This is a genomic window from Ruminococcoides intestinihominis, assembly GCF_040096285.1.
In the GTDB taxonomy this organism is placed as follows: domain Bacteria; phylum Bacillota; class Clostridia; order Oscillospirales; family Acutalibacteraceae; genus Ruminococcoides; species Ruminococcoides intestinihominis.
Genome location: NZ_JBBMEY010000014.1, coordinates 1 through 19,826, shown reverse-complemented (window position 1 = coordinate 19,826; position 19,826 = coordinate 1). Strand labels below are relative to the sequence as shown.

Annotated in this window: 15 protein-coding genes and 1 other annotated feature; of the genes, 14 read left to right on the top strand and 1 reads right to left on the bottom strand. The window is 35.1% G+C overall.

Annotated features, from left to right (window positions below; genetic code table 11):
- Positions 1 to 8 precede the first annotated feature (8 nt).
- The 5 genes from dnaB (at position 9) to uvrA (ending at position 8,045) form a co-directional block, all read left to right on the top strand.
- Positions 9 to 1,376 (top strand): replicative DNA helicase, encoded by a 1,368-nt coding sequence (gene dnaB, locus WMO18_RS05175; RefSeq protein WP_211147571.1) that lies wholly within the window; start codon positions 9 to 11, stop codon positions 1,374 to 1,376.
- Complete coding sequence (tilS, locus tag WMO18_RS05170) at positions 1,369 to 2,697, top strand: tRNA lysidine(34) synthetase TilS (RefSeq protein WP_211147572.1); 1,329 nt, start codon at positions 1,369 to 1,371, stop codon at positions 2,695 to 2,697. Before dnaB ends, tilS begins: the two co-directional genes overlap by 8 nt.
- 8 nt (positions 2,698 to 2,705) lie before the next feature.
- Positions 2,706 to 3,254, top strand: a complete 549-nt coding sequence (gene hpt, locus WMO18_RS05165) for a hypoxanthine phosphoribosyltransferase (RefSeq protein ID WP_211147573.1) — start codon at positions 2,706 to 2,708, stop codon at positions 3,252 to 3,254.
- 17 nt (positions 3,255 to 3,271) lie between these two features.
- A complete protein-coding gene (gene ftsH, locus WMO18_RS05160) occupies positions 3,272 to 5,158 on the top strand; it encodes an ATP-dependent zinc metalloprotease FtsH (RefSeq protein ID WP_211147574.1) in 1,887 nt (628 codons plus the stop codon).
- 61 nt (positions 5,159 to 5,219) lie between these two features.
- Entirely contained in the window at positions 5,220 to 8,045 is a 2,826-nt protein-coding gene (uvrA, locus tag WMO18_RS05155; protein WP_211147575.1) for an excinuclease ABC subunit UvrA, read from the top strand.
- 124 nt (positions 8,046 to 8,169) lie between these two features.
- On the opposite strand, the gene WMO18_RS05150 is transcribed toward uvrA, so the two are convergent.
- Positions 8,170 to 9,249 carry a hypothetical protein gene (locus tag WMO18_RS05150; protein ID WP_329978894.1) on the bottom strand — a complete coding sequence of 360 codons (1,080 nt, stop codon included), beginning with the start codon at positions 9,247 to 9,249 and terminating at the stop codon, positions 8,170 to 8,172.
- Positions 9,250 to 9,621: 372 nt separating this feature from the next.
- Between WMO18_RS05150 and thyX the strand changes: the two genes are divergently transcribed.
- From thyX to alaS, 9 genes are all read left to right on the top strand, one after another.
- On the top strand, positions 9,622 to 10,422 hold the full coding sequence (thyX, locus tag WMO18_RS05145) for an FAD-dependent thymidylate synthase (RefSeq protein ID WP_211148152.1): 801 nt from the start codon (positions 9,622 to 9,624) through the stop codon (positions 10,420 to 10,422).
- Positions 10,412 to 11,077: a dTMP kinase gene (locus WMO18_RS05140; protein WP_022505487.1), complete on the top strand. Its 666-nt coding sequence runs from the start codon at positions 10,412 to 10,414 to the stop codon at positions 11,075 to 11,077. The genes thyX and WMO18_RS05140 overlap by 11 nt, the downstream gene beginning before the upstream one ends.
- Before the next feature lie 8 nt (positions 11,078 to 11,085).
- Positions 11,086 to 11,976 (top strand): DUF2156 domain-containing protein, encoded by an 891-nt coding sequence (locus WMO18_RS05135; protein WP_211148153.1) that lies wholly within the window; start codon positions 11,086 to 11,088, stop codon positions 11,974 to 11,976.
- A complete protein-coding gene (locus WMO18_RS05130; protein WP_211148154.1) occupies positions 11,973 to 12,806 on the top strand; it encodes a GNAT family N-acetyltransferase in 834 nt (277 codons plus the stop codon). The genes WMO18_RS05135 and WMO18_RS05130 overlap by 4 nt, the downstream gene beginning before the upstream one ends.
- Positions 12,807 to 12,817: 11 nt before the next feature.
- Positions 12,818 to 13,360 (top strand): DJ-1 family glyoxalase III, encoded by a 543-nt coding sequence (locus tag WMO18_RS05125; RefSeq protein ID WP_211148155.1) that lies wholly within the window; start codon positions 12,818 to 12,820, stop codon positions 13,358 to 13,360.
- Positions 13,348 to 13,911: a 5-formyltetrahydrofolate cyclo-ligase gene (locus WMO18_RS05120; RefSeq protein ID WP_022505484.1), complete on the top strand. Its 564-nt coding sequence runs from the start codon at positions 13,348 to 13,350 to the stop codon at positions 13,909 to 13,911. The genes WMO18_RS05125 and WMO18_RS05120 overlap by 13 nt, the downstream gene beginning before the upstream one ends.
- Positions 13,912 to 13,924: 13 nt before the next feature.
- The gene (gene mltG, locus WMO18_RS05115) at positions 13,925 to 15,328 is read left to right on the top strand and encodes an endolytic transglycosylase MltG (protein ID WP_211148156.1); all 1,404 of its coding nucleotides are present in this window, start codon (positions 13,925 to 13,927) and stop codon (positions 15,326 to 15,328) included.
- Positions 15,328 to 16,557 (top strand): peptidase U32 family protein, encoded by a 1,230-nt coding sequence (locus WMO18_RS05110; protein ID WP_022505482.1) that lies wholly within the window; start codon positions 15,328 to 15,330, stop codon positions 16,555 to 16,557. Before mltG ends, WMO18_RS05110 begins: the two co-directional genes overlap by 1 nt.
- A gap of 38 nt (positions 16,558 to 16,595) precedes the next feature.
- Positions 16,596 to 16,798, top strand: a binding site (T-box leader).
- Between the two features lie 65 nt (positions 16,799 to 16,863).
- Positions 16,864 to 19,512, top strand: coding sequence for an alanine--tRNA ligase (gene alaS, locus WMO18_RS05105; RefSeq protein WP_211148157.1), 2,649 nt, complete (start codon positions 16,864 to 16,866; stop codon positions 19,510 to 19,512).
- The last annotated feature ends 314 nt before the right edge of the window (positions 19,513 to 19,826 follow it).

Here is a 19,826-nt window from a genome sequence, read left to right as displayed (position 1 = left end):
AGGTTATTATGGCTGAAATAGGTACAATAGGTCCTTATGACAGTATGAATTTGCCATATTCACCTGAGGCTGAACAAGCAGTCCTAGGTGCACTTGTAATGGAACCCAGTTGCCTTGATAGTATAATCGAGATTATTCCTAATCCTGATTATTTCTATATTCAAACCCATAAGGTTATATACGGTAAGATGACCGAAATGTTTGCAGAGTCCAGACCACTTGACTCTGTTACACTTTTGGAGGCTTTAAAGTCTGAGAAGGATTTTGATGAAGCTACCGGCAAAACCTATTTGTTTGATTTGGCAAACAGTTGTCCGTCAATTACAAATGCAGTTGAATATGCAAAGCTGGTAAGGGACAAATTTAATTTAAGACAGCTAATTGAAGCGTCAAGAGATATTATAGAAACAGCAAGTTCCGGTACTGTTGAACCGGATAAACTGATTGATGCTGCCGAACAGAAGATTTTTGATATTCGTCAAGGTAAAACAGTAGATGGTCTTGAAAGAATTGACAGAGTTATCTATCAAACATTTGACAGACTTGAAAAGCTAAGTAAAGAGGATGAAAATTACAAGGCTATTTCTACAGGTATTTCTGACCTAGACAGAGTTATCACAGGTCTTAACCGTTCTGACTTGATTCTTCTTGCAGCCAGACCCGGTATGGGTAAAACTTCTTTTGCTCTTAATATAGCAAGAAGTGTTGCAGTTCAAAGTAAGAAGAAAGTTGCCTTCTTCTCTTTGGAAATGACAAAGGAACAACTGGCATCTCGTTTACTTTCTGTTGAAGCACTTGTTGGTGGTGTTAAACTTAGAACAGGTAAACTTAATGATGAAGAGTGGCAGAGAATTATTTCTGCCAGTGATGTTCTTGGTAAAACAGAAATTTATCTTGATGAAACTTCAGGCATTACTGTTCCGGAAATGAAAGCTAAGTTAAGAAGACTTAGAGGTGTTGACCTTGTAATTATCGACTACTTGCAACTTATGAGTTCAGCAAAAGCTACTAACAACAGAGTTCAAGAAATTTCAGAAATTACAAGAAACCTAAAGATTATGGCAAAGGATCTTAATGTTCCGGTAATTTGTCTTTCTCAGCTATCTCGTGCAAGTGAACAAAGACCTGACCATAAGCCTATGCTTTCTGACCTTAGAGATTCCGGTTCTATCGAACAGGATGCCGATATTGTTCTTTTCCTATACAGAGAAGGTTACTATGCAGATAAGGGAGAAGATGCTGCAAACGCTCAAGTAGACCTTAATTCAGCAGAATGTTTAGTTGCTAAGAACCGTCATGGTGAAACAAGTGCAGTTAAACTTCATTGGCAAGGTGAGTTTATGCGTTTCTCTTCATTAGAACATAACTATGAATAATTTAATTGAATTAACAATAAATCAATATAATATGGTCGATTATGGAGATACTGTAATTGTTGCACTTTCAGGTGGAGCAGATTCGGTTTGTTTACTCCATAATCTTGTTTTGTTAAAGGACAAGTATAATTTTAAGGTTATGGCTTGTCATCTTAACCACCATTTGCGTGGTGAAGAGTCAAATAGCGATATGGAGTTTTGCAAGGAACTTTGTAGACAAAACAACATTGAGCTTTTTGTAAAAGAAGTTGATGTTGATAAGTTATCAAATGAACTAAAGATTAGTCACGAGGAATGTGGCAGAAATTGCAGATATGAATTTTTTAATTTTTTAGCAGAAAAATACAATGCTAAAATTGCAACTGCTCACAATTCCGATGATAATTTAGAAACAACAATTTATAATATGACCAGAGGTGCTTCATTAAAAGGACTTTCCGGTATTCCAAAAGTTAGGGATTATATTATCAGACCACTTATCAATACTTCAAGGGAGAAAATTGAAGAATATTGTAAGGGCTACGGTTTAAAATATGTGACAGACAGTACGAACCTTACTGATGAATATACAAGGAATAAAATTCGTCACAATGTAATCCCTGTGCTAAAAGAAATTAATCCATCTGTTGAAAATACTGTTTTGCAAATGAACAGTACATTAAGTGAAATTGCAGAATATATTGAGAAAAGTGGTCAGCTGCTTTTAAAGATAGCTCAAAGTGGGGAAGGCTACTTAACCAATAAGCTTAAAGATGCCAATATTGTTGTGTTGAAAGAAGTAATTGCAATTTTGTTTAGACAGAATAATTTTACATATTCTAGGAAACATATAGAAGAAACTTTGACTATTATAGAAAATGGGGGTAAAATAAATTTAAAGAAAAATTTATCTGCCATTAACAAACAAGGACTTTTTAGAATAGCAAAGACAAATGATAATGAATTTTATTCAGCAAAAATAAACATAGAAAAGCCAATTGTATATAATGACAAAGTTATTTCCTTTGAGAATGTGAAAATTAACGGAAAATTTGACAAATTCGCTAGTAAGAATTATATTAGTAGTGATATAATTACCCCAAGTCTTCGACTTCGTAACCGACTTGCAGGTGACACAATTTTTCTTGCAAAAAGAAAGATTACAAAAAGTCTAAAGAAACTGATGAACGAACTGAAAATTCCTGAAGAAAAGCGAGATAGCCTTCTTGTTTTAGCTGATGGAAACCAAGTTCATTGGATAGAGGGCATAGCAGTTTCTGAAAAAGCTGTTGTGAAAAATAATATGAAAGAATGTGTAAAGATAATAATTACACAAAATTGAGGTTCACTATGGAAAATGATATTAAAGAAGTTTTATTAACTCCGGAACAAATTACTGCTATTGCCAAGGATATTGGTACTCAAATCAGCAAAGACTATAAGGGCAAGAACCTGGTTTTGCTTTGCCTACTAAAGGGTAGTATCTGCTTTATGGCTGAACTTATGAAGTATATTACTATTCCTTGTGTAATTGACTTTATGGCTGTGTCATCATATGGCTCAGGTACAGAAAGCAGTGGTAGAGTAAATATCGTAAAGGATATGTCCACACCTGCTGAAAATATGGATATCCTAATTGTTGAAGATATTATTGACAGTGGCAACACATTGTCATTTATGTTACAGTATTTTAAGGCAAAGAACTGTGCATCTGTTGAGATTGCCACACTTCTAAACAAGCCTAGTCGCAGAAAAAAGGAAGTACCGGTTAAATATTCCGGTCAAGAAATTGATGACCTTTTTGTTGTTGGCTTTGGTCTTGACTATGCCGAATATTACAGAAACCTTCCATACATAGGTGTTCTTAAGGAATCTGTATATTCAGATACTGAGGAATAAAGAGCAAGGAGAATCATATGAAGAAAGATAATCTGAAAAAACTGATTTACATTGCTATTCCGGTTTTGGTGTTACTTGTAATGTTCTTTATGTTTAGTAACAGAAGTACATCAAACTGCACATATAGTGATGTTGTTTATCAGTTCCAGAAACAAAATGTTGAGAGTTTCACCGTAAATGACGGTACAGGTGAAATCGAAATGAGGCTGATTGATAAGGTTGATAACAAAAGTACAATGACCTATAAGTTAGCATCAACTCAACTATTTATTGACAAGGTTGACCAGTACATTACTGATTACAACAACAACCATAAGGATAAACCTATGGAATATGATATTCAGAGAGCTGCCGATAACTCTTTACTATATAATATTCTTCCAACAATTATTATTATGGTTATACTTATTTTCGTTTGGGTACTTGTATTCCGTAAAATGGGCGGAATGGGCGGCAAAGAAATGCAGTTCGGTAAAGCCAAGTTTAAGAACGAAAATGATGAAAAGCGCAAAACAACATTTGATGATGTTGCCGGTGCTGATGAAGAAAAAGAAGAACTTGAAGAAGTTGTTGAATTCCTAAAGAACCCTGCCAAGTTCCAGGCTTTAGGTGCCAGAATTCCTAAGGGTGTGCTACTTGTAGGCCCTCCGGGTACAGGTAAAACTTTACTTGCAAAGGCTGTTTCAGGTGAAGCCGGTGTACCATTCTTCTCAATTTCAGGTTCAGATTTTGTTGAAATGTTCGTTGGTGTTGGTGCATCAAGAGTTAGAGATTTGTTCCAGACTGCTAAGAAAAATTCACCTTGTATTATTTTCATTGATGAAATTGATGCAGTAGGTCGTCAGAGAGGCACGGGCCTTGGTGGTGGCCATGATGAAAGAGAACAAACACTTAACCAGTTGCTTGTTGAAATGGATGGTTTCGGTGCAAACGAAGGTGTTATCCTAATTGCAGCTACTAACCGTCCTGATGTTCTTGATCCGGCTCTAATGCGTCCCGGTAGATTTGACAGACAGGTTGTTGTTTCTTACCCTGATGTTGCAGGTAGAGAAGCTATCCTAAAGGTTCACGCAAGACAAAAACCACTTGCTCCTGATGTTAACCTAAGAGATATTGCCAAGACTACTGCCGGTTTTACAGGTGCTGACCTTGCTAACCTACTTAATGAAGCAGCACTTTTAGCAGCAAGAAAGAATCTAAAGGCAATTACAATGGAACAGATTCAAGACGCTACAATGAAGGTTGTTGTTGGTGCAGAGAAGAAGTCCAAGGTTATGTCCGATAAAGAAAAGAAACTTACTGCTTACCATGAAGCAGGTCATGCTATTGCATTCCATGAATGTGAAACACAGGATCCTGTTCATGAAATTTCAATTATTCCAAGAGGTATGGCAGGTGGTTACACAATGCCATTACCTTCAGAAGATAAGTCATACAACAGTAAACAAGAAATGCTTGAAGATATTATTGTTTGCCTAGGTGGTAGAGTTGCTGAGGCTCTTATTATGGGTGATATTTCTACAGGTGCAAGTAACGATATTGAAAAGGCTACAAATACTGCTAAGAAGATGGTTACTAAGTTTGGTATGAGTGATAAGCTAGGCCCAATCCTATATGGTAGTGGTAACCAAGAAGTATTCATCGGTAGAGATATGGGTCAGGTTAAGGATTATTCCGAAAAGACTGCTGCTGCTATTGATGATGAAATTCATACAATTATTACTGATGCTTATGATAAGACTGTTAATATTCTTAAGACGCATATTGACAAGCTACATCAGGTTGCTCAGTACCTAATTAAGTATGAAAAGATGAATGGCGAAGACTTTGCTGCTGTAATGGACGGCACATTCGTTATGCCAATGGAAGAAACAGAAGAAAATAATTCTGTTGAAGAAAATTAATAAATTTGAGGCAGACCTTTCTTAGTCTGCCTCTATCTGTTTTTATGTGGGTAGGAGAATTATGAGTCTTGATAAAATTGTAGTAAAAGGTGCAAATGAACATAATTTAAAGAATATTGATGTTACTATCCCTAGGGATAAACTTGTAGTTATTACAGGTTTATCGGGTAGTGGCAAAAGTTCACTTGCTTTTGATACTATTTATGCTGAGGGTCAAAGAAGATATATGGAGTCACTTTCTTCATATGCAAGAATGTTTATCGGTCAAATGGAAAAGCCTGATGTACAATCTATTGAGGGACTTTCACCATCAATTTCTATTGACCAAAAAACAACTTCCAAGAACCCTAGGTCAACAGTTGGTACTGTTACTGAAATTTACGATTACTTGCGACTACTTTATGCAAGAATAGGTGTACCTCATTGTCCTGTATGTGGCAAGAAAATTGAGCAACAAACTATTGACCAAATTGTTGATTCTGTAATGGAAATAGGAGAAGGTACAAAGTTCCAAATTCTGGCACCGGTTGTTAGAGGAAAGAAGGGTATGCACCAAAAAGTTCTTGAACAAGCCAGAAAAAGTGGTTTCTCAAGAGTTAGAGTTGATGGTAACATTTATGACCTATCAGAAGAAATTTTATTAGAAAAAAATAAAAAACATAATATAGAAATTGTTGTAGACAGACTGGTGGTAAAAGATTCTATCAGAGGCAGACTTACCGACTCTTTAGAAACAACAATGAAACTTGCAAAGGGTATTGCAGTTGTAGCCATAGTTGGTGGTGAAGAAATCACATATAGCCAAAACTATGCTTGTCCCGAGCATGGTATTTCTGTAGAAGAAATTACACCAAGAATGTTTTCTTTTAATAACCCATTTGGTGCTTGTCCTAAGTGTACAGGTATCGGTGTATTTATGAAAATTGACCCTGACCTAATTATCCCTGACCCTAGTAAGTCAATCAGACAAGGTGGTCTAAAGGGCAGTGGTTGGGCATTAGAAGGCAATACTATTGCCGAGGCATATATGGTTGGTCTTGCTGACCATTATGGCTTTTCTCTTGATACACCTATTGAAGATTTACCGAAGGAAATTGTTGATATTTTACTTTACGGTACTAAAGGTGAGAAGTTCAAAATTCATAGATTTTCTCAGAGAAAAGGTTTTGAAAGTTACGAAACCGATTTTGAGGGTATCATAGGGAATCTTGAAAGAAGATATAGAGAAACCAATTCAAATTGGATTAAGGAAGAAATCCAAGGATATATGTCTGAACACCATTGTGATGAATGTGACGGTAAAAGACTAAGAAAAGAAAGTTTAGCTGTTACGGTTGGTGGCAAGAATATTTCAGATTTTTGTGATATGTCGGTAGTTGAGGCTGTGGAATTCTTAAAGAATTTACAACTTACAGATAGAGAGAAATTTATCGGTAAGTCTATCCTAAAGGAAATCAATTCCAGACTGTCATTCTTAAATTCAGTAGGTCTTGAATATTTAACACTATCTAGAAGTACAGGTACTCTTTCAGGTGGTGAAAGTCAGAGAATCAGACTTGCAACACAAATCGGTTCATCACTAATGGGCGTTGTGTATATTCTTGATGAACCGTCAATCGGACTTCATCAGAGAGATAATGACAAACTGCTTGATACTCTAAAAGCACTTAGAGATAACGGTAATACTGTACTTGTTGTTGAACATGATGAGGACACAATGAGAGCATCTGACTACATTGTTGATGTAGGTCCCGGAGCTGGTATTCATGGTGGTGAAATTGTAGCACAAGGTACTTGTGAAGAAATTATGGCAAACGAAAAGTCCATAACAGGTCAGTACCTATCAGGGAAAAGAACAATTCCTGTGCCAACTGAAAGAAGAAAGGGTAACGGCAAGTTCCTAAAAGTTATCGGTGCTCAGCAAAATAATTTAAAAAATATCAATGTAAAAATTCCACTAGGAGAGTTTGTTTGTGTTACCGGTGTTTCCGGTAGTGGTAAAAGTTCACTAGTCAATGAAATTCTTTATAAGAAATTAGCAAAAGAACTTAACAGAGCAAAGTGTAAAGCCGGTAAGCATAAAAAAATTGAGGGTATTGAAAACCTAGATAAGGTTATCCAAATTGACCAAAGTCCAATTGGCAGAACACCAAGAAGTAACCCTGCAACATATACAGGTGTATTCGGTGATATTCGTTCACTTTATGCCAATACAAATGATGCCAAAATGCGTGGCTATGGTCCCGGTAGATTTAGCTTTAATGTAAAAGGTGGCAGATGTGAGGCTTGTCAAGGTGACGGTATTAACAAGATTGAAATGCACTTTTTACCTGATGTTTATGTACCTTGTGATGTTTGTAAAGGTAAAAGATATAACAGAGAAACTCTTGAAGTTAAGTATAAAGGTAAGTCAATTTATGATGTACTTGAAATGACAGTAGAAGAAGGTTGTGAGTTCTTCCAAAACATTCCTAAGATTGCTCGAAAGCTACAAACTCTTTATGACGTAGGTTTGGGATATATTAAGATTGGTCAGTCCTCAACAACACTTTCAGGTGGTGAGGCACAGAGAGTTAAACTTGCAACCGAACTTTCCAAGAGAAGTACCGGCAAGACAATTTATATCCTTGATGAACCAACAACAGGTTTGCACATTGCCGATGTTCACAGACTTATTGAGGTACTTCAAAAGTTAGTTGATACAGGTAACACAGTTGTGGTTATTGAGCATAACCTTGATTTAATCAAAACTGCTGACCATATTATTGACCTAGGTCCTGAGGGTGGCGATAGAGGTGGTACTCTTGTTGCTACAGGTACTCCGGAACAAGTAGCCAAAGTTAAGGAAAGCTATACCGGTCAGTATCTAAAGAAAATGTTGGAATAATTTTAAGTCTATATAAACAACAACTTAATATTCTCTAAAAGAAAAAACCTGCTCTCATAACGAAAGCAGGTTTTGTACTACTTAATAATTTGTATAAATGCAAACTATAAATTAATTAAGGGTGTTATTTTACATTTGCAATTTTATATGTTATTGGGAAGTCCTCAATATTTTCAACTCCATAAGCAACAGTACTATTAGCAAAGTTAATTGCAGAAATTCGTTTACCGTTATTCTTATCAAGAATACTTAACTTACCACCATTTATGTTGATTTTTAGTAGCATATGTGTAATATCTTCATATTGGTTGTGTGAAACAACAAAGCAAACATTACTCTTTGTTATAACAACATCTTGAACATTATTAAGAATATTTTTACTGTCAAAAGGCTTTTTGATAACTGATTTTAGTTTTTTCTCAATATCAGTTGTTGTGCAAAGTTTATTTGCTTTTTTGTTAGCAGTTTTTCTGTAGAATATTTCATTACCAGATTTATCTTTCTTTGAAAATACAACAGTAGCACCATTGTTACAATTATAAACTTTGTAAATATTCTTTGAAATAGTTTTCACTTTGCCGTTAATGTCAATGTTGTTTAGATTGTTGTTATTAATGTAATAAGCATTTGTCATACCACTAACAAGATTTTTACCTTGCAAAGTTGTTGACTTGTTGGTCTTTAGATTAAAGATATAATATTTGTTTTGACTTTTATAACTACAATATAGTTTGTCACCCAACAATGCTGAAACATAGCTAACATTAGTTGGTAAAGTAGTGACTTTATTTATCTTACCGTGAGCATCTATTTTGTTTATAACTTTGCCTTTTTGTGCAATAGTGTAATTGTTATAACCACTAATTAAATTACCAATGTTGTTTGCAATTTTCTTTTTGTTTTTACCGTTTGTTGAAACGCAATAAAGATTTTTGCTTTCGACAGTAGTATAAAAAACAGTCTTACCTTTTACATAAAAATCAGCGTATATTTCACTACTGATATTGACAAGTGTGACTTCCTTGTTTCCTACTTTAGATAAAATCTTGTTTCCTTTTCTATATACAGTACTATAAGGGTTGCCATAAATAGTACTACTAGCTTTGTAAGTTGTTTTATTAGATGTTGCAAAAGTACTTGGTACTATTACAAATGCAGTAGAAAGGATAAGTGCTGATAATAAAATTGACAATAATTTTTTCATAACAATACCTCCTAAATATGTTTTTTAATGTTTATTATATTCTAATTTTTTAATCAATTTGTCCTATCACCTCTTTATTTACTTATCTTAATTATATTCTACCATATATTGCAAAAAAATAAATAATGATTATATACAAAAATAAATATGGGAATTTGTAATTAGTTACAAATATTTTGTTATATTTTTAACAAGAATATTTTGATGAAAAATAATAAATTTAATATGTTTTTCAGGGCTTTTCTAGTATGTTACAAGTCTTTACATAAAGAATGAACTGTGTTATAATAATGTGTAATTTATAGTATAGTATAACTATTAGTATGTCATAATGTCATACTGGAATTATAGATAGTATTAAGGAGTAGGAAAATGTCAGTAAAAGTAACTTTGTTAACCCACACACCAAACCCTGAGCAAGTTGTGGCTATGGCTGCAAAGCTTTGTTATTCACCATCCGGTATTGAAGATTTGAGAGATGGTTTAACAGAGGAAAAAACTACTTCTTTCTTAAATATGCTTAGCGATTTAGGTCATGGCAGTCCAACAGAACATGTATCATTTACTTTCGGTATTGAGGGTATCTCAAGAGCCTGTTCTCATCAGTTGGTACGACATAGAATCGCTTCATACAGTCAGCAGTCCCAGAGATATGTTGACGGTACTTCTTTTGAATTTGTAACACCACCTGAAATCAAGAGTTGCCGTGAGGCTTATGAAGAATATAAAAAGGTAATCGATTTACAGAGTGATGCTTACAGTAAAATTCGTGATGCACTTGTTGTAAAGTACATTAAAGAATTTAAAGGTGAAGAACTATCCGGTACAAATGATGAAATAATTAATTCTTTTAAAGAAGAAAACAAAAGACAGTGTAACGCTTTCATTAAGAAAGCAAACGAAGATGCAAGATTTGTACTTCCAAATGCTTGTACTACAAAGATTGTTTGTACTTTCAATGCTCGTTCACTTCACAACTTCTTTGCTCACCGTTGTTGTAACAGAGCTCAGTGGGAAATTAGAGAAGTCGCTGAACAAATGTTACTACAATGTCTAGAAGTTGCCCCAACATTATTTAAGAATTGTGGTCCATCTTGTCTGTTTGGTCCTTGTCCTGAGGGCAAAATGAGTTGTGGCAAAATGAAAGAAATGAGAGAGAAGTATGGCAGGTAAGATTATTGTGATTGAAGGTCTTGATGGTAGTGGCAAAGCTACCCAAACTGACCTTTTATATAAAAAGCTATTATCAGAAGGAAAGAATGTTAAGAAACTTACTTTTCCTTGTTATGATAGCGACAGCTCAGCACTGGTAAAAATGTACCTTAGTGGTGAACTTGGGGATGACCCTAACTTGGTAAATCCATATACTGCATCAGCTTTTTATGCAGTTGATAGGGTAGCCTCATTCTTAAAAGATTGGAAAAATGACTATGACAATGGCACAATCTTTCTTTGTGACAGATATAGTACATCGAATCCGATTTATCAGTTAAGTAAATTAAATGAAAATGAGTATGATGAATATTTAGAATGGCTCAATGATTTTGAGCATATTAAGTTGGAAATACCTGCACCGGACTTTGTGCTTTACTTAAATATGCCAATAGAAGTTAGCCAGAAACTAATGGCTAAAAGGTACAATGGTGACGAAAATAAAAAGGATATTCACGAAAAGAATATTTCTTTTTTAGAAAAATGTCATTCTTCAGCTAAGTATTGTGCAGACAAACTTGGATGGGAAGTTGTTGATTGTGCTTTTAACGGTGAACCAAGGTCTATTGAAGAAATTTCTAATGAGGTATATTCCAAAGTAAAAGGAAAAGTATAAGGATATTTATGTTAGAATTCAGGAAACCAAAAATTGAAGATAAAGAAAAGTATCAAAATGCTTTAGACAAAACCAACTTTATGGATGGTGAATGTTCATTTGCCAATACTTATATGTGGAGTGAACATTACGATACAAGAATAGCGTTTAAGAATGACTTTGTTTTTAGATGTTATTTTGAAAATGACAAACCGATTGGTTACACAATTCCATTTGGTGGAGAAGATTTAAAGTGGGCAGTAGAAGAACTTTTGCAAGATGCAGAGGACAGAAATGCTACAGAATTTGAACTTGGTTTGTTAACAGAAGAAGTTAAGGAAAAGCTGGAAACATTATTCCCAAATAAATTTGAATTTACTGAAAATAGGGATGATGCAGATTATATTTATTTGCAAGAAGATTTAGCAAACCTTTCCGGTAAGAAATATCACGGCAAGAGAAACCATATCAGTCAGTTCAAAAGAGTAAATCCTGATTATGTTTATGAACCATTAACCAGAGAGCATTATTCCGATGCACTTTTAATTGCTGCTAAGTGGGCATCTGACAGAAATGAAATTGATGGTGAAGAATATGGTGCTGATTATGTGGCAATAGAGGATTGTTTCTTACATTTCCATGAACTTGATTTGTTTGGTGGCATTATCTATGTTGACAACAAAGCTGTTGCAATGACAGTTGCATCAAAAATTCGTGATGGTATCTGTGATGTTCATTTTGAAAAGTCTATAATTGACAACGGTTATCCGGTAATTAATAATGAATTTGTTAAGACACTAACTGATTTTAAATATATAAACAGAGAAGAAGATATGGGACTTGAGGACTTAAGAAAAAGTAAATTGTCCTATAAGCCAAATATAATTTTAATGAAATATAACGCAAAGGTTAAACAATGATTGAATATTCTAAAGGCTCAATGGCTGACTTAAAAGAACTGAAAACACTTTGGATTGCATCATTTAACGATACACTAAAAGGTTTCAAAACTTTTATGAAAAACAACAAAAATAAAATGAGAATTTATGTAGCAAAGGACGGTAATCGTACTGTTGCTATGTTGTATCATATTCCTTGTAAATTTCTTGAGTATAAGGCACACTACCTTTATGGTGTTGCTACTGAAAGCAAGTATAGAAATAGAGGAATAATGAAAAATCTTATTGATTTTAGTTTAGAAGATGCCAAAACTTTAGGTGAAGAATTTTCTTTCTTATATCCTGCTGATGACCACCTATACGGTTATTACTATTCACTTGGTTATGAGAGAAATTGCTTTAGAAAGCAGGCTACTGTTTCTAGGGATAAGCTAATGCATATTGCAGAATACAGTCCGTTTTGTATGTCACTTAGTGTAACCGGTATGGGTAAGCTGAGAGAAAATTATCTAAAGGGAAACTCATTGCAGTTTAGCCAAGATTATATAAAATATTCTGTTGCCAATGTTAAGAATTATGGTGGTTATGTAATTTGTAGTGGTGACGGTTATTGCTTTGTTGATGAAGATGAATACAAGAAATGTGTTGTATCGGAACTTTTTGCTAAGGAAGATGATATTTTTCCTTTGCTTGGTGAAATGTTAAAAGAGTCTGATGCCGATACATTTGTTTTTAACTATTCACCAACATTAAATATATTTGATAATGAAGAAATTGTACCTGATGGAATGGTAAAATTTCTGGGTAATACAAAAGTAAATGAAGCCTATATCGGACTTCGCAATTTGTAAAGGAGATTATTATGGTATATGTTTTTATGGCAGATGGCTGTGAAGAAATTGAAGCACTTGCACCTGTAGATATGCTACGCAGAGGTGGTGTTGAAGTAACAACTGTTGGTGTTACAGGAAAAACTGTTACAGGCAGTCATAATATTTCTGTTAATACAGATATTTCTTTAGAAGAAGTAAACCTAAGTGATATAGAGGCTGTTGTTCTTCCGGGTGGTATGCCTGGTACACTTAACCTTGAAAAGAATGAAAAGGTACAAGAAATTGTTGAGTATGCTTATGATAAGAAGTTACTTATCTGTGCTATTTGTGCCGCACCGTCAATCTTAGGTCATAAGGGTTACTTAAAGGATAAGAAAGCTACTTGTTTCCCGGGTTTTGAGGACTCATTTGACGGTGGCGAATATACAGGTGAAGTAGTTACTGCTTGTGGTAACATTATTACAGGCAAAGGCTGTGGTGCAGGTATTTATTTTGGTCTTGAAATTCTAAAGAATATTAAAGGCGAAGAAACTATGAAAAAGGTGTTTGATTCATTACAATGTCCCAACTAACTAAAGATGAAATGAGAAAAAGTCTTAAAAAAATAAGACAGAGTATCACCGGAGAAAAGAAAAAAGATTATGACCTTGAGATTACTTGCAGATTCCTTATGACTGAGGAATATAACAAGGCTGATACTGTCCTTTGTTATGCAGGTACTAAGGATGAAATAGATACAAGGTATCTTATTTATGCTGCTTTGGCTAACCACAAGAGAGTAGGTCTTCCTCGTTGTAATGGGGATATTCTTGACTTTTATTATGTTAGAGGTCTTGATGACCTTATGGTTGGTTCATTTGGTATTATGGAACCTGATGTTAGAAAATGCAGTAGAATACTTGATTTTAGAAATAGTGTCCTTGTTGTGCCGGGTTTGGGCTTTAGTCCCGATGGCAAGAGAATCGGCTATGGCAGAGGATATTATGATAGATTTATTTCCCATTATAATGGGAAAGTTGTTGGTATGTGTTACCATCAGCAAGTGAAAATGAATATTCCTGTGGAAGAAACCGATGAAAATATCAATGTTTTAATCACAGAGCAATATACCAGAAACATCTGATTGAAGGTGCAATATGAGTAATAATAATTTTGAAAATGAAGAGTTAAGACTTAAGAAAGAAAGAGAAAAGAAGGTAGCTTCTTTCCATCTACATATTGATGAAGATGAACTTGACAGACCTTATCATAAAAGGGAAGAAAGACCAAGAAGACAAAGAGTAGATAGAGAAACTATGCCAAGGCTGACTGATAGTCAAGAGCTTAATTCCTTTAGTGGTGGCAAAACCAGAGCTGAAGTAGAAAAGGATATGAAGAAAGCTGACAAGAAACATCAGAAAGAAGCCAAGAAAAGGGAAAAGCGTAAGTCTAAGAAGAATAAGCGTATCTTTACAATTATTTGGCTTGTAATGGTTATTATGGCCGGTGTGGTTCTTTCTAAATATATGCTAACAGGTGTAGATGACCTACTTGCTATTTCTCGACCTGAAGCAAATGAGGTTACTGTTAAGATTGAAAAGACAGATACTTTTGATGATGTAATTGATAAGCTATATGATAAAGGTGTTATCAAGGACAAGAAGTTCTTTAAGTTCTATGGTAGTATGAAACATGTTGATAAGTACCTTGAACATGGTACTATTAAGCTAAAGACTAACCAAGACTATGAGGCTATTATTAATACTTTGGAAAGTCCATACGACAATGTTAAGTCTGTTGAAGTACAGATTACAGAAGGTATGAACATTAACGAAATTGCCAATAAACTAGTTAAGAAGAAGGTTCTTTCTGATAAGGATGAGTTCCTAAGCTTATGTAACAGTGATCAGTTTGATGATGATTATGCTTTCCTAAAGGTTCTGGGCAAGGCTAAGTCAAATGGTAGATACTATAAGCTGGAAGGTTATCTATATCCTGATACATATACTTTCTATGAAAACGAAGAACCTTCACTAACTGTTAGTAGAATGTTAAGTAACTTTGCTGAAAAGAATGTTAATACTCTAAGCAAGGCTGACGGTTATTCTAAGAAAGTTTCTGTTGAAGATAGAGCAGAAGATACAGGTTATACATTTGACCAGATTATGACTATAGCATCTCTAATTCAAGCAGAAGCTGCCGATAAGGATGATATGTACAATGTAAGTTCTGTTATTCACAACAGACTTGATTCAGGTAATGCATCCGATTATGCAAAGCTGGGTCTTGACTCTACAATTTACTATCCTTATCGTGATGCAAAGCATGTACCTGCATCTAAGGGTGGCAAAAAGTATAGCAGTAAATACAACACATATAAGATTAAGGGACTACCAAGTGGTCCAATATGTAACCCAAGTTCAGAGGCTATTGAGGCTGCTATTTATCCAAATAGCACAAGCTACTACTACTTCTGTCACGATACTAAGACAGGTCAGGCTTACTATGCTTCTACAGCAGAAGAACATGAATATAATCTATCTATAAGTGGTAACAAATAATGAGTAATATTGAAATTAAAAGACCGGAAATTTTATCTCCTGCAGGAGATATGGAGTGTATAAAGAATTCACTAAAGTTTGGTGCAGATGCAGTTTATCTTGCCGGTAAACAGTTTGGTATGCGTACTGCATCCAAAAACTTTGACAATGATGAGCTTAAGAAAGCAGTAGAACTTGCCCATTCTTATGGCAGTAAACTTTATGTAACTTGCAATACTTTGCCTAGAAATAACGAAATGGCAGTACTACCTGATTTCCTTAGTTATGCTGATGAAATCGGTGTTGATGCTTTTATTATTGCAGACCTAGGTGTTTTTGAACTTGCCAAGAAATATGCACCGAATGTTGAAAGACATATTTCAACTCAGGCAGGTATTGTAAACAGCGATACTGCAAATGCTTGGTACAATATGGGTGCAAGTAGGGTTGTTCTTGCAAGAGAAATGACTTTTGACGATATTGTTGATATTAGAGCAAAGATTCCTAAGGAACTTGAGATTGAATGTTTTGTACATGGTGCAATGTGTGTTTCATTCTCAGGTAGATGTTTAATCAGCAGTTACCTAACAGGCAGAGATGCCAACCGTGGTGACTGTGCTCAGCCTTGCAGATGGAAGTACCATCTTTATGAAGAAAATAGGGAAGGTCAGTTCTTCCCTGTAGAAGAGGCTGATGGTGGCACATACCTATATAATAGTAGAGATATGTGTATGATTGAGCATATTCCTGAGCTTATTGAAAGTGGAATTTCTTCCCTAAAAATCGAGGGTAGAGCAAAGAGTGCTTACTACTGTGCAGTTACTACTAATGCATATCGTCATGCAGTAAATGACTATATGAAAGAAAGAGAAAACTACACTCTAAAGCCTTGGATTAAAGAAGAACTTGAAAAAATCAGCCATAGAGAATACAACACAGGTTTTTACCTTGGCAAAGAACCTGGACAAGTTACTTCAAACGGTGGCTACATTAGACATTATGATGTAGTGGCAGTTTGTGAAAGTAATGAGGGTAATGTGTCAAATATCACTCAGAGAAACAAATTCTTTGTTGGTGATACACTTGATGTTTTGCCACCTTCCGGTATTCCATTTACAACAGTTTGTAAGGAACTAAAGAATAAATATGGTGTTGCAGTTGAAAGTGCACCTCATGCAATGGAAGAACTGATTATGACTACAGATAAAGAAATTCCACCTTCTTCTGTAATTCGTAAAAAGCGTTCTTGACAAACCATTTTTGCTGGTTTATAATACTAAAGGAATATGAAAAAGCTGTGAGTAGGAAGAATGTAAAATGTTCTTTTTTAGAGAGAGTAGGGTTGGTGAAACTACTTAAAGAATTTTTACAGGGCCAACCTATTAGCTCTGTGTGATGAACACAGCGTATCTCTGCGTTAAAGAGTCCGAGAGGGAGAGCATTATTGCACTTCAACTAGGGTGGTACCACAGGAATTATCCTGCCCCTAATTTTAGGGGCAGGTTTTTTATTTTTCATAAACAATTATTTTTTATATTAATTAAGGAGAGAAAACAATGCAGTGGACTGGTCTTAATGAGTTAAGAGAAAAATTCTTATCATTTATGGAATCAAAGGGTTGTCTAAGACTTCCTTCATTCCCACTAATTCCAAAGGATGACAAAAGCTTACTACTAATCAACAGTGGTATGGCTCCAATGAAAAAATATTTTACAGGTGAAGTTACACCTCCTAAGACAAGAGTTACTACTTGTCAGAAGTGTATCCGTACTCCTGATATTGAAGAAGTAGGTATCACTGACCGTCACGGTACTTACTTTGAAATGCTAGGTAACTTCTCATTCGGTGATTACTTTAAGAGAGAAGCTACTGCTTGGGCATGGGAATTCTTTACTAAAGTTCTTGAAATCCCGGCAGAAAAGCTATATATTTCAGTTTATCAAGATGATGATGAAGCATTTGATATTTGGACTAAAGAAGTAGGTGTTGACCCTAGCCATATGGTTAGACTAGGCAAGGCTGATAACTTCTGGGAACATGGTAGTGGTCCTTGTGGTCCTTGTTCTGAAATCTATTACGATAGAGGGGAAGAACACGGTTGTGGTAAACCTGACTGTGGTGTTGGTTGCGAATGTGACAGATTTATGGAAGTTTGGAACTTAGTATTTACTCAGTTTGATAATGACGGTCACGATAACTACACTCCACTTGACCATCCAAACATTGATACAGGTATGGGTCTTGAAAGACTTGCTTGTGTAATGCAAGGTGTTGATAACCTATTCCTAGTTGATACTGTTCAGAACATTATGAAGCATATTTCTTCAATTGTTGGTGTTAACTACGGCGAAGACCCTAAGACAGATATTTCACTTAGAGTTATTACTGACCATATTCGTTCTACAACATTTATGATTGGTGATGGTGTTATGCCATCAAATGAAGGCAGAGGCTATGTTCTGAGAAGACTGCTTAGAAGAGCAGCTCGTCATGGTAGAATTCTTGGTTACACAGACCCATTCCTATATAAAGTTGCCGATACTGTTATTAAAGAAAACGAAACTGCTTACCCTGAACTTCGTGATAAGCGTGACTTTATCGTTAAGGTTATTGAAGCTGAGGAAGATTCTTTCAGCAAGACAGTTAAGCAAGGTATGCAGATGCTTGAAGATATTATTGCTAAAGCAGATAGCAAGGTTCTTTCCGGTGATGATGCATTTAAGCTAAACGATACATTCGGTTTCCCAATTGACTTAATTAAGGAAATTGTTTCTGAAAATGAAATGTCAGTTGATATTGAAAGATTCCAGGAACTTCTACAGGAACAGAAGGATCGTTCAAGAGATGCCCACAAGAATGCCGGTGCTGAGGCTTGGCTATCAGATAGCATTGACTTCTCTGATGTTGACAAGACAGAATTTAAGGGCTATAAGGTAACTTCTTGTGAAAGCAAGATTCTTGCTATGGTTAAAGACGGTGAGAGAGTTAAGGCTCTTACCGAAGGTGAAGAAGGTCTTATCATTCTAAACAGAACTCCTTTCTATGCTGAAAGTGGTGGTCAGATTGGTGATACCGGTGTATTAGTTGCAGACAACACAGTTGTTACTGTAAATGACACAACTAAGGATGCATCAGGTATCTTTATGCACACAGTAAAGGTAGAAAAAGGTGTTGTTGCAGTTGATGACGCTGTTTTTGCTAAGGTTGACAGTAAGAGAAGAATGAACATTACTCGTAACCATACAGCAGCTCACTTACTACAAGCAGCATTAAGAGAAGTTTTGGGTACTCATGTTGAACAGGCAGGTCAGTTAGTTTCTGATGATTACTTTAGATTTGACTTTACTCATTATGAAGCTATGACTGATGATGAACTAGAAAAGGTAGAAAACCTAGTTAACGAAAAAATCCTAGACCAGTTAGATGTTGTTTCTGAAGAAATGGACATTGAAGAAGCTAAAAAGCTAGGTGCTATGATGCTATTCGGTGAAAAGTACGGTGACAGAGTTAGAGTAGTAAACGCAGGTGATTTCTCAATTGAATTCTGTGGTGGTACTCATGTTACTAATACTGCTAATATCGGTCTATTTAAGATTAAGTCTGAAAGCTCAGTAGCTTCAGGTGTTAGAAGAATTGAAGCCGTTACAGGTGAGGGTGTTCTAAATTACCTAAACAGCATTCTATTTGTTGTTAATAAGTGTACTGAAGCACTAAGAATTAACAACCCTAAGGAACTTGTACAGGGTAGTATCCGTATTGCTGAAGAAATGAAAGCAAAGGATAAGAAGATTGAAGAACTAAATCAGAAACTTGCTAAGAATGCAACAGAAGCAGTATTTAAGAATGCTAAGAGATACAAGGGTATCCGTATTATCTCAGTTGCTATCAATGGTGCAACAGTTGACCTACTTCGTGATATGTCATCTAGAGCAGTAGATACTGACCCAACAACAGTTATTGTTCTTGCTAGTATCAATGGTGACAAGGTAACATTTATCTGTGGTTGTGGTAAAGATGCAGTTGCAAACGGTATTAAGGCCGGTGATATTGTTCGTAAGGTTGCTCAAATCGCAGGTGGTAACGGTGGTGGTAAGCCAAGTATGGCTATGGCCGGTGCTAAGGATGTTACTAAGGTTGATGACGCAATTATTGCAGTTGAAGGTATCGTTAAGGAAATTGCAGATTCTCTAGGCCTAGAGGACTAATATTTTAATTCTTCAATTTTGATTAGACTTAATTTTGGTTATTGAATTTTTGTTATTTTATAATGAAATTCAACAAATTTAAATCTTTCAGCTTTATTGTGAGTTAAGTAAAAAATAATAAATAATATAAAAAAGTAGCAGATTTTTTAATTTATCTGCTACTTTTCCTTTTGTTTTTTCAATTATGATTTTGCGATAAGATTAATTTGATGAATTAGGGTTTGTGGGGCTAAATGCAAAGTGTTAAATTTTAGCAAATAAGGCTCCCTTGTGTAAAGGGAGCTGTCGCTTGTAAATTGGAAGAATGACAATTT

Bases quoted from the DNA above. Each gene is read 5' to 3' on its own strand.
- hpt (WP_211147573.1), top strand. From the start codon at position 2,706: ATGGAAAATGATATTAAAGAAGTTTTATTAACTCCGGAACAAATTACT.
- WMO18_RS05120 (WP_022505484.1), top strand. From the start codon at position 13,348: ATGTCCCAACTAACTAAAGATGAAATGAGAAAAAGTCTTAAAAAAATA.
- uvrA (WP_211147575.1), top strand. From the start codon at position 5,220: ATGAGTCTTGATAAAATTGTAGTAAAAGGTGCAAATGAACATAATTTA.
- WMO18_RS05150 (WP_329978894.1), bottom strand. From the start codon at position 9,249: ATGAAAAAATTATTGTCAATTTTATTATCAGCACTTATCCTTTCTACT.
- WMO18_RS05110 (WP_022505482.1), top strand. From the start codon at position 15,328: ATGAGTAATATTGAAATTAAAAGACCGGAAATTTTATCTCCTGCAGGA.
- WMO18_RS05140 (WP_022505487.1), top strand. From the start codon at position 10,412: ATGGCAGGTAAGATTATTGTGATTGAAGGTCTTGATGGTAGTGGCAAA.
- WMO18_RS05130 (WP_211148154.1), top strand. From the start codon at position 11,973: ATGATTGAATATTCTAAAGGCTCAATGGCTGACTTAAAAGAACTGAAA.
- alaS (WP_211148157.1), top strand. From the start codon at position 16,864: ATGCAGTGGACTGGTCTTAATGAGTTAAGAGAAAAATTCTTATCATTT.
- ftsH (WP_211147574.1), top strand. From the start codon at position 3,272: ATGAAGAAAGATAATCTGAAAAAACTGATTTACATTGCTATTCCGGTT.
- tilS (WP_211147572.1), top strand. From the start codon at position 1,369: ATGAATAATTTAATTGAATTAACAATAAATCAATATAATATGGTCGAT.
- WMO18_RS05125 (WP_211148155.1), top strand. From the start codon at position 12,818: ATGGTATATGTTTTTATGGCAGATGGCTGTGAAGAAATTGAAGCACTT.
- thyX (WP_211148152.1), top strand. From the start codon at position 9,622: ATGTCAGTAAAAGTAACTTTGTTAACCCACACACCAAACCCTGAGCAA.
- WMO18_RS05135 (WP_211148153.1), top strand. From the start codon at position 11,086: ATGTTAGAATTCAGGAAACCAAAAATTGAAGATAAAGAAAAGTATCAA.
- dnaB (WP_211147571.1), top strand. From the start codon at position 9: ATGGCTGAAATAGGTACAATAGGTCCTTATGACAGTATGAATTTGCCA.
- mltG (WP_211148156.1), top strand. From the start codon at position 13,925: ATGAGTAATAATAATTTTGAAAATGAAGAGTTAAGACTTAAGAAAGAA.